Annotated in this window: 13 protein-coding genes; 3 read left to right on the plus strand and 10 right to left on the minus strand. The window is 64.3% G+C overall.

All coding sequences use genetic code 11. The features are described 5' to 3' along the window. Positions 1-216 precede the first annotated feature (216 nt). The 4 genes from nagA to DK366_RS14620 all read right to left on the minus strand — a co-directional run bounded on the left by nagA (position 217) and on the right by DK366_RS14620 (position 4,890). On the minus strand, positions 217-1,371 hold the full coding sequence (gene nagA, locus DK366_RS14605; RefSeq protein ID WP_109126286.1) for an N-acetylglucosamine-6-phosphate deacetylase: 1,155 nt from the start codon (positions 1,369-1,371) through the stop codon (positions 217-219). Beyond that, positions 1,371-2,405 carry an SIS domain-containing protein gene (locus tag DK366_RS14610; RefSeq protein WP_109126287.1) on the minus strand — a complete coding sequence of 345 codons (1,035 nt, stop codon included), beginning with the start codon at positions 2,403-2,405 and terminating at the stop codon, positions 1,371-1,373. Before DK366_RS14610 ends, nagA begins: the two co-directional genes overlap by 1 nt. A gap of 53 nt (positions 2,406-2,458) precedes the next feature. Further along, positions 2,459-3,511: a LacI family DNA-binding transcriptional regulator gene (locus tag DK366_RS14615; protein WP_109126315.1), complete on the minus strand. Its 1,053-nt coding sequence runs from the start codon at positions 3,509-3,511 to the stop codon at positions 2,459-2,461. A gap of 92 nt (positions 3,512-3,603) precedes the next feature. Next, entirely contained in the window at positions 3,604-4,890 is a 1,287-nt protein-coding gene (locus DK366_RS14620) for a sugar MFS transporter (protein ID WP_109126288.1), read from the minus strand. Positions 4,891-5,352: 462 nt separating this feature from the next. On the opposite strand from DK366_RS14620, the gene glk (DK366_RS14625) reads away from it, so the two are divergent. Then, positions 5,353-6,432, plus strand: coding sequence for a glucokinase (glk, locus tag DK366_RS14625; protein ID WP_109126289.1), 1,080 nt, complete (start codon positions 5,353-5,355; stop codon positions 6,430-6,432). A gap of 139 nt (positions 6,433-6,571) precedes the next feature. Continuing rightward, positions 6,572-9,343 carry a TonB-dependent receptor gene (locus DK366_RS14630; protein ID WP_109126290.1) on the plus strand — a complete coding sequence of 924 codons (2,772 nt, stop codon included), beginning with the start codon at positions 6,572-6,574 and terminating at the stop codon, positions 9,341-9,343. Between the two features lie 69 nt (positions 9,344-9,412). Here the strand turns inward: DK366_RS14630 and pcp are convergent, their stop codons facing one another. Genes pcp through pxpB form a run of 6 tightly spaced genes read right to left on the minus strand, consistent with a single transcriptional unit; the run spans position 9,413 to position 14,236 of the window. After that, positions 9,413-10,066, minus strand: a complete 654-nt coding sequence (gene pcp / locus DK366_RS14635) for a pyroglutamyl-peptidase I (protein WP_109126291.1) — start codon at positions 10,064-10,066, stop codon at positions 9,413-9,415. Between the two features lie 25 nt (positions 10,067-10,091). Then, positions 10,092-11,060 (minus strand): DUF979 family protein, encoded by a 969-nt coding sequence (locus DK366_RS14640; protein ID WP_109126292.1) that lies wholly within the window; start codon positions 11,058-11,060, stop codon positions 10,092-10,094. Between the two features lie 2 nt (positions 11,061-11,062). Further along, the gene (locus DK366_RS14645) at positions 11,063-11,758 is read right to left on the minus strand and encodes a DUF969 domain-containing protein (RefSeq protein ID WP_109126293.1); all 696 of its coding nucleotides are present in this window, start codon (positions 11,756-11,758) and stop codon (positions 11,063-11,065) included. Further along, the gene (locus DK366_RS14650) at positions 11,755-12,546 is read right to left on the minus strand and encodes a 5-oxoprolinase subunit PxpA (RefSeq protein ID WP_109126294.1); all 792 of its coding nucleotides are present in this window, start codon (positions 12,544-12,546) and stop codon (positions 11,755-11,757) included. Before DK366_RS14650 ends, DK366_RS14645 begins: the two co-directional genes overlap by 4 nt. Then, positions 12,543-13,526 carry a biotin-dependent carboxyltransferase family protein gene (locus DK366_RS14655; RefSeq protein WP_109126295.1) on the minus strand — a complete coding sequence of 328 codons (984 nt, stop codon included), beginning with the start codon at positions 13,524-13,526 and terminating at the stop codon, positions 12,543-12,545. The genes DK366_RS14650 and DK366_RS14655 overlap by 4 nt, the downstream gene beginning before the upstream one ends. Further along, the gene (gene pxpB / locus DK366_RS14660) at positions 13,523-14,236 is read right to left on the minus strand and encodes a 5-oxoprolinase subunit PxpB (RefSeq protein WP_109126296.1); all 714 of its coding nucleotides are present in this window, start codon (positions 14,234-14,236) and stop codon (positions 13,523-13,525) included. The genes DK366_RS14655 and pxpB overlap by 4 nt, the downstream gene beginning before the upstream one ends. A 680-nt stretch (positions 14,237-14,916) precedes the next feature. On the opposite strand from pxpB, the gene glk (DK366_RS14665) reads away from it, so the two are divergent. Next, a partial coding sequence (gene glk, locus DK366_RS14665; protein ID WP_109126316.1) for a glucokinase occupies positions 14,917-15,866 on the plus strand: 950 nt, incomplete at its 3' end.

Below are 15,866 nucleotides of genomic sequence, written 5' to 3' on the forward strand. Positions count from 1 at the left end.
ACCGTCACGTGAGGGAGTGCCGCTCCGTTGGATGGTCGCGCCCAAGTGCGCTCCTACATTCGCGTGGCGTGGATGCTTATCCGTGGGAGCGCACCCTGTGCGCGACAACCTGACGGAGCGATATCGGCGAGGCGCTGCAGTCGCCCACAGGGTGGGCTCCCACAAGGTCAGTGCGCTGCCCAGGCGTGATGAAGAAGAACGCCGTCGGCGTGGTGCTCAGGCGCTGTAAGGAACGCCCGAGATCCACGTTTCCGTGACAACGAGGTCATCGCCCAGCACGGCGAAGTCCGCCTGCTGTCCGGCCACGAGGCGACCGTGCGTGCGATCCAGGCCCAGCCATGCGGCGGGATACGCGCTGGCCATGCGCGAGGCTTCCGACAGCGGCAGGCCCACCATGTTCACCAGGTTGCGCACGCCTGTGGCCATGTCCAGCGCGGAGCCGGCGAGCACGCCATCGTCGCTCTGGCAGATGCCGTCACGCGCGATGATGGTCTGGCCGTTGAGCACGTATTCGGGATTGTCCGAACCCACCGGCGGCATGGCGTCGGTAACCAGCACGCTCTTGCCCTTGGCCTTCGCGGCAATCGCCACGCGCAGCGCAACGGGATGCACGTGATGGCCATCGACAATCAAGCCGCACCAGCTGTGCGGATCGTCCAGCGCCGCACCGACCACGCCGGGTTCGCGGCTGCCGAGCGGCGTCATCGCGTTGTACAGGTGGGTGAAGCCGCACACGCCCGCATCGAGTGCGGCGCGCGTGGCGTGATAAGTGGCAGCGGTGTGGCCGGCCACCACCAGTACGCCGGCTTCGCTGAGCTGGCGGATGGTGTCGCGCGGCACTTCTTCCACGGCGAGCGTCAGCATCACCACGCCGCGGCGATTGCGCGTGATCGCGGCGATGTCTTCCGCATCGGGCAGGCGGAACAGGCTGGCGTCGTGGATGCCCTTGCGCGCCGAGGAGAGGAAGGGGCCTTCCAGGTGAATGCCGAGCACGCCTGGCACGCCTTGTTTGATGGCCGCATCCACCGCGTCGAGCGCCTTGCGCATCACGTCGGCAGTGTCGGTGATCAGCGTGGGCAGGAAGCCGGTGGTGCCGAACTTGCGATGCGCCGCGCCAATGGTCGCCAGCGCGTCCACGGTGGGTTCGGCGTTGAACAGCACGCCGCCACCGCCGTTGACCTGCACGTCGATGAAGCCGGGCAGCAGCAGCTGACCCTTGAGGTCATGCTGTTTGGCGTCCGCGACGCGTGCGTCATCCGAGCGGACGATGGCCTCGATATGCTTGCCACGCACCAGGACCGACAGGCCCTCGCGCGGACCGTGATCGGTCAGCAGGCGACCGTTGACGAGTGCAATCAGGGGCGCGGTCATCACATGGTCTCCGTGACCTTGCGCAGGTGCGGCGGTACGTCGGGATCGAAACCACGTGCGAGCGAGAGCTCGCTGGCGGCGCGATAGAAACTCTGCACGGCAAGCAGCGGCGTGACCATCGGCGAGACGCCATCGGGCAGCGGCAGCTTGTCCGGATCGTGGTTGCCCGGGGCGGCAATGAACACACGCGCTCCACGTGAACGGAATTCGTTGGCCACGGCAATGGTGTTGTCCTGCGTGCCGTCGCCCTGGGCGAAGAACAGTACCGGGAAACCGTCGCCGACGATGGCCATCGGGCCGTGCTTCACTTCGGCAGCGCTGAAGGCCTCCGCGTGCAAGCCACAGGTTTCCTTGAGCTTGAGCGCGGCTTCCAGCGCGGCGCCGAAGCCGAAACCGCGACCGACCACGAACAGGCTCGATGCCTTGGTGAGGCCTTCGACCATCGGGCTCCAATCGCAATCCCAGCCGCGACGCAGGTCGTCAGGCAGGCGCTCGACGATGCCGTGCAGCTCGGCATCGTTGCCCCAGTGCGCGGTGAGCTGCAGCACGGCGGCGAGGGTGGCGAGGTAGCTCTTGGTGGCGGCGACGCTGAGTTCCGGGCCGGCACGCAGCGGCACGAACGTGTCGGCCATCTGCGCGAGCGGGGAATCTTCCACGTTCACCAATGCCACCACGTGTGCACCGGCATCCTTGGCGGCCTGTGCGCTGCGCAGCAGGTCAGGGCTCTTGCCGGACTGCGAGATGGCGACGAACAACGCGCCGTCCATGTGCAGGTCGGCGTCGTAGATGGACGAGATGGACGGCGAGGCCGATGCCGTGATCAGACCCAGGCGGGTTTCGAACACGTACTTGGCGTAGGCCGCGGCGTGGTCCGAACTGCCACGCGCGCAGGTGACGATGAAGCGGGGCGGCTTGGCTCGAAGCTGCTCGCCGAGTGCCTTGAGGATGGACGTGTTCTCGCGCAGCTGGCGCTCGACCACGGCGGCCGCCTCGTGGGCCTCTTGGAACATCAGGGTGGAGCTGGCTTGCTTCATCGTCGTCTCTTGGGATGCGTGTGGGCGCACACCACGAGGGCTAAGGCGTGGCCTCAGCCCTTGCGGGGCGCCGGGGTTTGCGGTGGCGCGGTGGAACCGCGCACGACCAGTTCGGGTACAAAACATTCGCTGTGCGGCAACTCGACGTTGGCGCCGGCCTTGCGCTGCAGCTCGGCCATCAATTGCAGCGCCGCGTGGCGGCCGATATCGCTCACCGACTGGCGCGCCGTGGTCAGCGCCGGCCATGCCTGCTTGGAGAACGGGCTGTCCTCGAAGCCGGCAATGGATAGGCCCCACGGCACGTCGATGTTGCTGGAACGCGCCGCGGCCAATACGCCCGCCGCGATTTCGTCGTTGCTGCCGAAGATCGCCGTCGGCGGATCCTTCAGCGCAAGCAGCTTGCGCGCGCCGCGGAAACCGTCGTCGAACGCGTAGCGGCCGGGCAGCACCAGCTTCTTGTCCATCGGCAGGCCGTAATCGCGCAGCGCGTCGGCGTAACCCTGGTAGCGCTCCGGGCTGGAACGGTGGTGCGGTTCGCCCCACAGGAAGCCGATGCGCTTGTGGCCCATCTGGATCAGGTGTTCGGTGATCGCGTAGGCGGCGCTGCGGTCGTCGATGTACACGCACGGCGCGCCGTCATGGGGATCTTCGCGCGAGGAAATGATGCGCACGAAGCTGATGTCGTGATCGGTGAGCGTGTTGATCAGCTCGGCCTGTTCGGACATCGGCGGCGCCAGCACCAGGCCGGCCAGTCGATTGCGCTCCACCAGCGACGACAGCTCGGCGGCCAGGTCCGGCGAGGTGGAATCACAGGGGTGGATCAACAAACCGAAGCCACGCTCGCGGCAGGCCGACAGCACGCCGTCCTGCATGCCGATCACGTAGTGCGCATTCGGGTTGTCGTAGACCAATCCGATGGCATACGCATGCGTGCTGCGCAGGCCGCGCGCGGAGGGATTGGGCTGGTAGCCCAGTGCCTCGATGGCGCGCTCGACCTTCTCGCGCGTATCGGCTCGCACCGAGGCCTCGTGGTTGATCACACGCGAAACCGTCTTGAGCGAAACGCCCGAACGCTTGGCGACGTCCTTGATGGTGGGGTTGCGCAACACAGGAAACTCCGGCAATACGGGAAGGGGCATCGTAGCCCAGCGGGCCTTTGCCTGCGGTTGGCGCGGCCCGGCGCGCCAACCTTCAAGGCTTAGCGCGCGTGCTGGCCGACGCGGTGCCCCCTCACGCCGTAGTACAGGATGTACAGGTAGCAGGGCACCATGAGTGCCATGAATACCAGCTGGAAGTTGAAGTGCTGTTTCAGATGCACGAACAACTGCGGCACCAGCGCACCACCCACGATGGCCATGATCAGCAGCGCGGAACCGCGCTCGGTCAGGCGGCCCAGGCCGTGGATGGCGAGCGGGAAGATGGCTGGCCACATCATGGCGTTGGCAAAGCCCAGCGCCGCGACGAAGCCCACCGAGGTGTGGCCGGTGGTGAAGTAGGCGCCCAGCGTGAACAGCACGCCCAGCACGGCCGACACCGCCAGGTAGCTCTGCTGCGAGATAAAGCGCGGAATCAGCACCAGGCCCGCCAGGTAACCGGCGAGCATCGCGATCAGCGTGAACGAGGTGAAGTGCTTGGTTTCATCCAGCGGCAGGCCGAAGCCCTGGCCGTAGGTGCCGATGGCGTCGCCGGCCATCACTTCCACGCCCACATAGAGGAACAGGCACAGCACGCCCAGCCACAGGTGCGGGAAACTGAAGATGCCGCCCTTGGCGTGGCCGATGTCCGATTCGCTGTTGGCGCCGGCCGGCTTGATCTCCGGCAGCGGCGAGCGGATCACCCAGATGGCCAGCACGACCAGCAGGCCGGCCATGATCATGTAAGGCATGTGGATCTTGGCGGCGAAGGCGTTGAGCAATGCTTCCTTCGCTTCCGGCGTCGCGGCGGCCTTGACCTGCGTGTCGAAGGTGTCGATGCCGCTGAGCACCAGGGCGCCGAACACGAACGGCGCGGCGGCGCCGGCGATCTTGTTGCAGATGCCCATGAAGGCGATGCGCTGCGCGGCGCTATCGATGGGGCCAAGGATGCTGATGTACGGGTTGGACGCCGTCTGCAGCAGTGCCAGGCCTGCGCCGATGACGAACAGGCCGCCCAGCGCCGGGTAGAAGATGCGCATGCTGACGAACTGGCCAAAGATCACCGCGCCGATCGCCATCACGAACAGGCCCAGGCCCATGCCCTTCTTCATGCCCGTGCGGCGCAACACGCTCGACGACGGAATGGCGAGGAAGAAGTACGAGAAGTAGAACACCAGCGGCACGAGAAACGCGGAAACGTCATCCACGTTGAAGGCCAGCTTCACGAACGTGATCAGCGGACCGTTGAGCCAGGTGACAAAGCCGAAGATGAAGAACAGCACGCCGATGATCAGCATCGGCACGATGCTGGAAGAGCGCGACTCGCCGGCGGCAAGCGTGGTGGCAGACATGGATCGACTTTACTCCCCGCGGATAGCCGCTGACCGATGGGCCATTGAAAGGCCCGATTCCCCCGAAAGACCTTCCCTCGTCACGTGGAGAGGGTGAATGAGCGTGTTATCGGCGGTAAGCATAACGTTGTCAAATTCTGACACGAACGAGTCATCAAAAGGTGTTGGGGAGCTTGGCCGAAAAGACCCCCATCGGGCTTTTCCATGCTGCCCTGCAACAGGGCGCAAATGTCAGCAAGGGGAACCAGATAGGTACCGGGAAAATGATGTGAATACAGTATGTTAAGTGCTTGTAAGGTCTTGCGATTCAGGCGCCATTTGATGCGATTGCTGGCCCGCGCCAAATGGTTGTTTCGCTTAACAAAACTCTTTGTTGACAACGTTGTCATCCAAGACTGAGACTCGGGACAAATACGATTCGCGCGGCACACAGCGCGGCGTACTCAGGATGAGGGGACGGCGGTGGCGCAAAGCAGCAACCACAGTCTGGATATACGACGGCATTCGGCTCCGCAGGACACGTTCCTCGCCGCGGACGTCGGAGGAACGCACGCACGCATCGGGCTGGTAAGCGGGCAGCCGGACGGTTCGCGTCCGGTGACGGTGCTGCAGTACCACCGCTACGCCTGTGCCGACTGGCCGAGCCTGACCGCCGTGCTGCAGGACTTCGTGGGCCAGCTTGATCACTCCGTGCATGTGAACCGCTGTGCGGTGGCCAGCGCCGGCTACGTGCTGGGCGATGCCATCGTCAACGACAACTTGCCGTGGCCGGTCTCCATCCGCGACATCCGCGACAGCCTGGGCATCGAACAGCTCGCCGTCATCAACGATTTCGAAGCGGTGGCCTACGCCACCCAGTTCCTTAGCCAGGCCGACACCACCGCGGTGATCGAGAGCGAAGCGCCGCCCGCGGCCGGTCCGGTGCTGGTGATGGGTCCGGGCACGGGCCTGGGGTCGGCGGTGCTGCTGCCGGGGCATCCGCACGCCACGGTGCTGGCCACCGAAGCGGGCCAGATCGCGCTGGCGCCGGGCAACGAACGCGAGATCGAGATTCTTCGTTACCTGGCCCGTGACCGCGCCTACGTGTCGTTCGAGCACGCGTTGTCGGGCCGCGGCTTGCTCAACCTCTATCGCGCGATCAGTTCGCTGCGCGACCAGTCGGCCGTGCTGACGCAGCCGAGCCAGGTGACGCAGGCGGCGCTGGAACGCAGCGACGAAGCTGCCGTGGAAGCGCTGGAGGTGTTCTGTGGCCTGCTGGGCAGCTTCGTGGGCGACCTGTGCCTGCTCTACGGCGCGCGCGGCGGCGTGATCCTGGCCGGCGGCATTCTTCCGCAGATTCGCGATGTGCTGGTGGCGAGCAGTTTCCGCCAGCGCTTCTTCAACAAGGGCGTGATGCGCGCCTTCTTGCTGCAAGTTCCCGTACGACTGATGGAGCACGGCCAGCACGGTGTGATCGGCGCCGCCGGGCTGTTCCTGGATATGCATGCAGGAGAGGGCCTCCCTGTGGGCCCTCGCGCCGGGGAGAACGCAGTACCCAGATAGTCCACTCAACCGGGCCCACGCCCAACAGCCACGCTGCATCCGATGTCCCACAACGTTTGTTGCAGATTGCCTTCGAGGGGAGGACACCATGTCACAACGCAAATCACTGCTAGCAGCCAGCATCATTGCTGGACTCTGTTTGTCTGGTTCGCTTCGCGCTGCGGACGCTCCGCCCGCACCGCAACCCGCAGGGCAGCCTGGGGCGCAACCTGTTGCGCAGCCTGCGTCGCCGGCACCGGCCGCATCGACGCAGGACAACAGCAATCCGCAAACGACGGCGGATCAATCGCAGGCCAAGCAACTTGAAACGGTGACCGTCACGGGTATTCGCGCTTCGTTGCAGCAATCGCTGGAAACCAAGCGCAATGCTGACGCCATCGTCGACGCAATTACCGCCGAAGACATTGGCAAGTTCCCGGCCACCAATGTGGCCGAGGCACTGGCACAGATTCCGGGCGTGACGCTCGATCGCGCCTTCGGTGCCACACAGCGTGTGAGCATCAACGGCATCGACCCCAGCCTGAACCTGTCGTTCCTCGACGGTCACCCGGTGTCGCAGGCGAGCTGGCTCTACGGCGACAGCCCCAACCGCGGCTTCAACTACTCACTGCTGCCACCGGAAATCCTCGGTTCGCTGGAGGTGTACAAGAGCCCGGAGGCGCGCTTGCCGGAAGGCAGTCTGGGCGGCACGGTGATCATGCACACCATCCAGCCGCTTGACGTGCCGGCGAACACGCTTAGCGGTTCGGTGGGCGTCAACTACAACGACATGGTGGACAAGAGCCGCCCGAATGCCTCGGTGTTCTACAGCTGGCACAACGACGACAAGACCTTCGGCGTCGACGTGTCCGCTCAGCACTACGAACAGAAGACCGACCGCCAGGGCCAGGAAATCTTCAGCTATACGCCGGTGTCGGCCATTGCTGCGGCCAACCCCGCCATCGCCGCACAGGTGGCCGCCGGCCAGCTCAAGGGCACTGACCAGATGCCGACCGAAATCAACTCGGCCGACTTCCAGCAGACCGAAAAACGTAGCAGCGTGCTGGTCAACCTGCAGTACAAGCCCAACGACCATTTCGACAGCACACTCAGCCTGCTGTACATGACCGACCGCCTCGACAACCTCAACGTGTCGATGTATCCGATCGCCGGTTTCAACTACGCGGGTATCTCGCACCTCACGGAAGGCGCGAACGGCATCGTCACGTCGGGCACGCAGGTGGGCACGCCTTGCTACAACGTCACGTCATGCACGAGCACAGCCGAAACCTTCATGGATAACGATGCACGCTCATCGTTCATCCGGACCAAAGGCATCGACTGGCGCGGGACCTACAAGGGCGATGGCTGGCGCATCAACGGCCAGGTGGGTGTGAGCACGTCGAACAACACCATCAGCCAGGCCTTCAAGGAACTCTTCTACGGCGGTGGCTTCGACTGGAGCACCAACAAGGGCTTCAACTTCACCGATCCGTCCACGGCCAACAACCCGCTGTACTGGGCCGACAACAACTTTGGCGGCAACATCGGTTACAAGCCCTACAAGGCGCGCGACGAATACGGCCAGTTCGATTTCACGTACGACTTCGACGGCTTCTTCAACAATCTGCAGGTCGGCGCGCGTTATGCGTCGCACTGGGAAAGCCAGTCGCTACTCATCGACAACGTGGGCGTCCCCAACCAGACGCTCACCGAAATTGGCTACGGCGGCCTGACCAACCTGCAGGGCGCTTCGTCCATCGGCCTGACGGGAAGTTCGGTGCGGCACGTGCAGACGTTGGGCTTCCAGTCGATCTATAACGCGGTGCTGGACGGCAATACGCTCAGCTCCAATGATCCGGTCGACTACTGGGACAACACGTTCAACGTGCAGCAGCAGAACAGCGCAGGCTTCGCCCAGTTGAACTTCGGCAACGACACGGTGCACGGCAATCTCGGCGTGCGCTTCGTGCACACCAAGATCGATTCGTTCGGCTACAACGTGCCCAGCAACTGCAGTACGTGGGATTGCGCATTCCCGCCGGGTTTTGGCTACGTGGGCAGCACCAGTACGTCCAACGACTGGCTGCCGGCGCTCAACGTCGCCTGGAATATCACGCCCGACATCATCCTGCGCGGTGCAGGGTCCGAGACGGTCGCGTACGCGCCGTACAACGAGTTGGCGCCGTTCTTCGAAGCCAACGACACCGTTCTTACCGCCACGGCCGGCAACCCGGGCCTCAAGCCCTATCGCTCGGTGAATTTCGATCTGTCCGGCGAGTGGTACTTCAACAAGGAATCGGTGATCGCGATCTCGGGTTTCTACAAGAACGTGTTGAACTACGTGGTTAACGCCGCCACCACGGAAGGTCGCCAGAACGGTTCATGGGCTGAACTGATCCAGGGTTCCACGGGTCAGATGCTGGTGAACAACGGCATGTGTACCTTGGCGGGTTTCTGCCAGTACAGCGTGTCCGCGCCGATCAACGGTGGTCGCGCCAAGGTGAAGGGTGCGGCGATCAGCTACCAGCAGGCCTTCGGCGATAGCGGTTTCGGCATACGTGCCAACTTCACGTACTCCGATTCGAGCACCGAGGCTGGCGGCCCGCTGCCGTACAACTCGAAGGACTCGTACAACTTCTCGCCGTACTTCGAAAAGGGCCCGTACAGCGCCAGCATTGCTTACAACTACCGCAGCAAGTACCTCGCCGGTGGTTACGTGGCCGGCGCGCCGGATTCGTACACCGACAGCTACAAGGAGCTCGATGCGTCGCTGGGTTACAAGTTCAGCGACCACGTATCGGTGACGTTCGACGCCCTGAACCTGCTCAATTCGGTCTACAAGCAGTACTACGGCGCACAGCTGACCGAGCTCGCCAACGAGTACGCCAGCGGCCGCGAATACATGCTCGAAGCGCACTTCAAGCTCTGATTACCTGCACCTCCCCGGTAAGGGCCTGGCGTTTTGCCAGGCCCATTTTTTTTGCGCCGAAGCGAGGGGTCAGTCGAGCGTGCCGGCGCCCAGGCGTTCGTCGATGCGCTGCGTCGCGGCCACTTCCAGTGCAATGGACAGCGCACGCACCACATCGTCTTTCGCCATGCTGGGTGCGTTCGGGAATCGCGCGGCCTGCGAGGGCAGGTAGGGAATGTGGATGAAGCCGGCGCGCAGGTCGCGATGCCGTTCTGCGAGATGCAGCATCACGTAGGCCACGTGATTGCAGACGAACGTACCGGCGGTATTGGAGATCTCCGCAGGCAGGCCTTCGGCAAGGATGGCTTTCAGCATGGCCTTGATCGGCAGCGTGCTGAAGTAGGCGGCGGGACCATCGACCACGACGGCTTCGTCAATGGGCTGCTCGCCTGCGTTGTCGGGAATGCGGGCATCCTGCACGTTGATGGCCACGCGTTCGATGGACAGCTTGCTGCGGCCACCCGCTTGCCCAACGCCGAGCAGGATGGATGGCCGCACGTCATCGATGGCAAGCGTCAACTCACGCTCTGAATCGGCGAATGCGGTGGGCAACAGCCTCGCCACCACGTGATGGCCGCCCAACGTCTTGCCGTCGAGCGCACGCACGGCCTCCCACGAAGGGTTGATGTCGTCGTTGCCGAAAGGCGTGAAACCGGTCAGCAGGATGCGCGGGGGTGTGCTCATGGGAAGAAGGCCGTGAGAGGCAAGATCAACGGAACACCAGCAGCCACATGGTGATGAACGTGGCCACGAAGATGGCGAAAGCGCTCCATGCCTGCGCGCGTATCACACCGTAAGGATTGCGCAGTTCCAGCAGGGCAGCCGGCACCAGATTGTAGTCGGCCGCCATGGGCGTAAGCAGCGTGCCGCAGTAGCCGCAAAGCATGCCCATCGAGCCAAGAACCGCCGGGTTTGCGCCGTAGCGCTGCACCAGCAGTGGCAAACCGATGCCTGCCATCATCACCGGGAATGCAGCAAAGGCGTTACCCATGATCACGGTGAACAACACCATGCCCAGTGAGAACACCAGCAGGCACATGAAGGCATTGCCTTCCGGCAGGATGGTTTCCGCCAGCGACGCAATGGCCGCCCCCACGCCGCTCTGCGTGAACACCTCGCCCAGTGCAGCAAGAAGCAAGGGCAGCAACGCGGCCCAGCCGATGGCATCGAGCAGTCGGCGACCTTCCGACAACCCTTGATGCAAAGGTGCGCGCGCCACGCGTGCGGCGGCAGTCAAGGCGACGACGCATGCCAGCGCAAGGCCGGTCAGCGTCATCTGGGGCTTCGCGAACAGCGCATGGCCACCAAGTACGAGGTGTGCGCCGAACAAGGCGACCAGCAACGTCACCAGCGGAATCAGCAGCGCGGGCACGAAGAGTTTGTGGCCCAGCCGAAGGGCGGATGCGAGGCGATCAGAGGCGCTGGCCGTTTCCGGATGAGCCCGCCGACGCAGGCGCGGCGCCAGCAGTGCAAGGACAATCACCGCGCTTCCGGCCAGCTGGGCGGGCAGCGTGTTGCCAGCTTTCTGTGCCGCGAGCACGGCATCACCGCCCGCAAACAACAGGCCGAGCACGGCCCAGAACGCGGCGCGCGACATCTCGCGTTCGCGAGCATTGCGCCACGCCGTGTAGAGCAGGAACGCCGCAATAAGCCAGTACGCGTATTCGATGCGCAGCATGCTCAGGCCTCCCGCACGGGTTGCGAGGACTGCGCGCGGCGTTGCAGTCGTCGCTGAAACAGCCAGATGCGGACCGACTGGATCACGAACGCGGCGATGGCCGTGGGGAGTGCCCACAACGCGATGGAGAGCGGCGTGAGATCGATACCGTGCTGCGCGTAGAAGCCCTGAATCAACAGCACGGCACCCAGTGCGATGAACACGTCTTCGCCGAAGAAGCGGCCGATGTTGTCGGTGGCGGCGGCGACGGCGCGCACTTCTTCACGATCGTGCTCGGTGAGCTCGGGCAGGATTTTTTCGGCAGCCGCCTCACCCATGGGTGCGAGCAGGGGGCGCACGGTTTGCGGATGGCCTGCCACGCCAGTCAGGCCGACCATGGCCAGCAGTTCACGTACCAGAAGATAGCCAATCAACAGGCGCGCAAGTGTCATGCCGCGCAGTCGCCCCATCCACTGTTGTGCGTGCTCACGCAAGCCGGCATGTTCAAGCAGGCCGATGGCGGGCAGGGTAAGAACGAACAACAAAAGCATGCGTGCCGACACGAAGCTTTTGCCCAGCAGCGCCAGCAGATCGCCGAGATGCAGCCCTGCCAGCAGTCCGCTCAGCAACGCCGCGCCGACCACCACGAGCACGGCGTTGAAGCGCAGGACGAAACCGATGACGATGACCGCAACACCCAGCAGCGGCCAGTAATTCATGCGTGGTGCTCCCCGGCATGTGGCGGCGCAATGCCAATGTCGACCGCTTCCAGTGCGGCGCGCAGCTGCCTGGCGAAGGCCACGGCGTGCGCGCCATCGCCATGCACGCACAAGGTGTCGGCCCGCAGCGAAATGATGTTGCCATCCACGGCGCGCACCTGGCCTTCGCGCGCCATGGCCATGGCTTGTGCGATGGCTTCGTCGCCCTCGTGGATCACCGCATCCGGCTCGCGCCGCGGCTGCAGCGAGCCGTCGGACCGATAGCGGCGGTCGGCGAATGCTTCGGCGGCCACGGGCAGGCCAAGGGCGGCGCCGGCATCGATCAGTGCCGAGTTGGCGAGGCCGAACAAACGCAGCGTGGGATCGAAGTCATGGATGGCGCGCGCGATGGCGGCGGCCAGCTTTTCGTCACGCGCCGCCATGTTGTAGAGCGCGCCATGCGGCTTCACGTGGCGCAATCGCGTACCGGCTGCTTGCGTAAAACCGTGCAGCGCGCCGATCTGATAGAGCGTGAGTGCGTAGGCTTCATTCGGCGTTACGGCCATCTCGCGGCGACCAAAGCCCTGCAGGTCCGGCAACGACACGTGTGCACCGATAGCCACATCATGCTGTACGGCGAGCGCCACCGTGCCGCGCATGATGTCCGGGTCGCCACCGTGAAAACCGCAGGCGATATTGGCCGAGCTGACAATGGCGAGCAGCGCGGCATCGTCGCCCATGCGCCATGCGCCGAACGATTCGCCCAGGTCGCTGTTGATGTCGATGGTTCTGGCGTCGGGACTTTTCATGCGGATTCCAGCCGGTGGGCAATGCGGTGTAGCAGGCGTTCCAGGGGGTCGTTGCGCGCACGCAGGCGTTGCAGTGCTTCGTCCATCGAGATGTCCCGAAAGGATACGGCATCGCCCGGCCGCTGCTGGGCGAAACGCGACAGATCGGCAGCAGCCAATTGACCGATGCGCGGATAACCGCCCGTCACCGGCGCCTCGGCCAGCAGCAGGATCGGTTGCCCTGACGGTGGCAATTGAAGCGTGCCGGGAAGCGTCGCTTCCGAGATCAATTCAAGCGGGTGACTCAGGCGCAATGGCGCAGCGTCCAGGCGATTGCCTGTGCGATTGCTGTCCTTGCTCACCGTGAAACGTTGCGCGAACAGCGCACGTCGTGACGCGTCGTCGAGCGCATCGTGGTGATGGCCGCGCAACAGTGCGAAGGGTTCGTGTGCGTAATCCAGCCAAGGCTGCGGATCGAGGCCCCAGCGAAGTGCCTGAATACCTTTGTCCGCGTGGAGCCAGGGGGCGGCTTCCCGCGAGCCGATGGCCAGGGTGTCTCCTGCTTTCACGGGCCCACCTTCCAGTGGGCCGACGCGTGCATGCAGGTCGGTGCTGCGGCTTCCCAGTACGGGTGCAACATCGAAGCCGCCGCGCACGGCGAGATAACTTCGGCAGCCGTGGCGCATGCCGCCCATGCGCAACACCGTGCCGGCAGGCAGGAAGCAGCTGGTCCATGGCGGCAGTGCTTGCCCATCGGCGCGTGATTCGATGATGCCGCCGGTGATGGCCACCACCGCATCGTGCCGGAAGCGCAAGGTCGGCCCGGCGAGCGTGATCTCCAGCGCCGCTTCGCTGCCTTCGTTGCCGACCAGGGCATTCGCGAGCCGCCATGCGGGAATGTCCATGGCGCCGGCACGTCCCAGTCCCTGGCTGGCATACCCGCGACGGCCGCCATCCTGGACGCTGGTGAGCAGGCCGGGCTTGATGATCTCGACACTCACGGCGTCGTTCCTGCTTCAGTGGCGAGTCGCGTGTATTCGCGTTCGTCGATCGCGCGGAAGCGCACGCGGTCACCCGGTTGCAGCAGCGAAGGCACAGCGGCGGACAGGTCGAACAATCGCAGTGGTGTGCGTCCGATCAATTGCCATCCGCCAGGAAGCGCCCGCGGATAGATGCCCGTCTGCAAGCCGCCAATGGCCACGCTGCCGGCAGGCACAAGCGTGCGCGGTGTGCCGCGACGTGGCATGGCGAGGGACGGGTCGAGCCCCAGCAGGTAGGGGAATCCGGGTGCGAATCCCAGCATGGCGACGCGGTACGTGGCTGCCGTGTGCCGCGCGATCACCTCCGTCGTGGTCAATTGCGCATGGGCGGCCACGTCGTCGATGTCTTCGCCGGCGTACCACACGGGAAGAACGACTTCGCGCGTCGGTGTCGCCAGTTCGGGTACGCGATCCCACAGCGCAGTGATCGTTTCGCGCAGGTGCTCGCCGTCGATCATGGTTGCATCAACGGGCCACGCTGCGCGATCGAAACGCAGCAGCACGCTGGCGTAGGCCGGCACGCATTCCACGCCCGGCAGCACGGCGTGCAGCAGCGATGCCATGGCGTGAACACGCGCATTCAGCGCGGTATCCATGGTGTTGCCGAGGCGCAGCAGCCACGCCGCTTCCGAAAGTGCTTCGAGCTGGAAGTCGGGCGCGTCGTTTGTCATGCGCGCGTTGCCGTGGGCATGACGTGCCGATGTTCGATGATGATTCGGATGGGCTGCAATGGCATGGCGACGCGCGTGGTTCGTAGATATCGACCCGGAACAAAACGAGTGTTGCAGAACGCCGTGATTTTTCCGATCTGCGCTGCGATGGCGATGTTGTTCCGACGTGGCAGGCCCGATGGTTTCGTGTGCTTTTGCGAAAAAAACGGTCGCGCCTGGCGAAGCCATGCCGTGCACGAAACGTGAACTTGCGCCGCCTGTCCCGCCTGGGTAATTCAAGTCACAACGTTGTCAGGCGGAACAGGCTTTACCTGTCATAGCGGTCAAAGAACGGCCGAAAATCCCCCCATTTACCTCGGCAAATGGCTTCGCCAAGTCATGCTTTGACTCGGGTGTCTTGGCGCGTTGCGAAATGGAAGGCGGTGGGTTATTTGCGCCTTCTATGTCGTCTAGAAACAACGATTTAATGGGTAGTTTGTGCTGTCCTCCAGCGGCTGCCTCCCAGCTTCTTGTTGCTGTGCCGCATAGGTCTTTTTCCTAGGTGACTGATGGATTGTTGACAACGTTGTCAGCCATTACCCAGACTCCGGCCAAATACGATCGCGTTCACAGGAACGTGACACGAGCATGACGAGGGGATCGCAGTGGGCGAAGGGGTCAGCCACAACGCGCATGAGTTCATGGCGCAAGAAGCCATGTTCCTCGCCGCGGACGTCGGAGGAACGCACGCACGCATCGGGCTGGTAAGCGGGCAGCCGGACGGTTCGCGTCCGGTGACGGTGCTGCAGTACCACCGCTACGCCTGCGCCGACTGGCCGAGCCTGACCGCCGTGCTGCAGGACTTCGTGGGCCAGCTTGATCACTCCGTGCATGTGAACCGCTGTGCGGTGGCCAGTGCCGGCTACGTGCTGGGCGATGCCATCGTCAACGACAACCTGCCGTGGCCGGTCTCCATCCGCGACATCCGCGACAGCCTGGGCATCGAACAGCTCGCCGTCATCAACGATTTCGAAGCGGTGGCCTACGCCACCCAGTTCCTGAGCCAGGCCGACACCACCGCGGTGATCGAGAGCGAAGCGCCGCCAGCGGCCGGTCCGGTGCTGGTGATGGGTCCGGGCACGGGCCTGGGTTCGGCGGTGCTGCTGCCGGGTCATCCGCACGCCACGGTGCTGGCCACCGAAGCGGGCCAGATCGCGCTGGCGCCGGGCAACGAACGCGAGATCGAGATTCTTCGTTACCTGGCCCGCGACCGCGCCTACGTGTCGTTCGAGCACGCGTTGTCGGGCCCCGGCTTGCTCAACCTCTATCGCGCGATCAGTTCGCTGCGCGACCAGTCGGCCGTGCTGACGCAGCCGAGCCAGGTGACGCAGGCGGCGCTGGAACGCAGCGACGAAGCTGCCGTGGAAGCGCTGGAGGTGTTCTGTGGCCTGCTGGGCAGCTTCGTGGGCGACCTGTGCCTGCTCTACGGCGCGCGGGGCGGCGTGTTTTTGGCCGGCGGCATTCTTCCGCAGATTCGCGATGTGCTGGTGGCGAGCAGTTTCCGCCAGCGCTTCTTCAACAAGGGCGTGATGCGCGCCTTCTTGCAGCAAGTTCCCGTACGACTGATGGAGCACGGCCAGCACGGTGTGAT

The sequence above is a fragment of the Dyella sp. C11 genome (assembly GCF_003121485.1).
In the GTDB taxonomy this organism is placed as follows: Bacteria; Pseudomonadota; Gammaproteobacteria; order Xanthomonadales; family Rhodanobacteraceae; genus Dyella.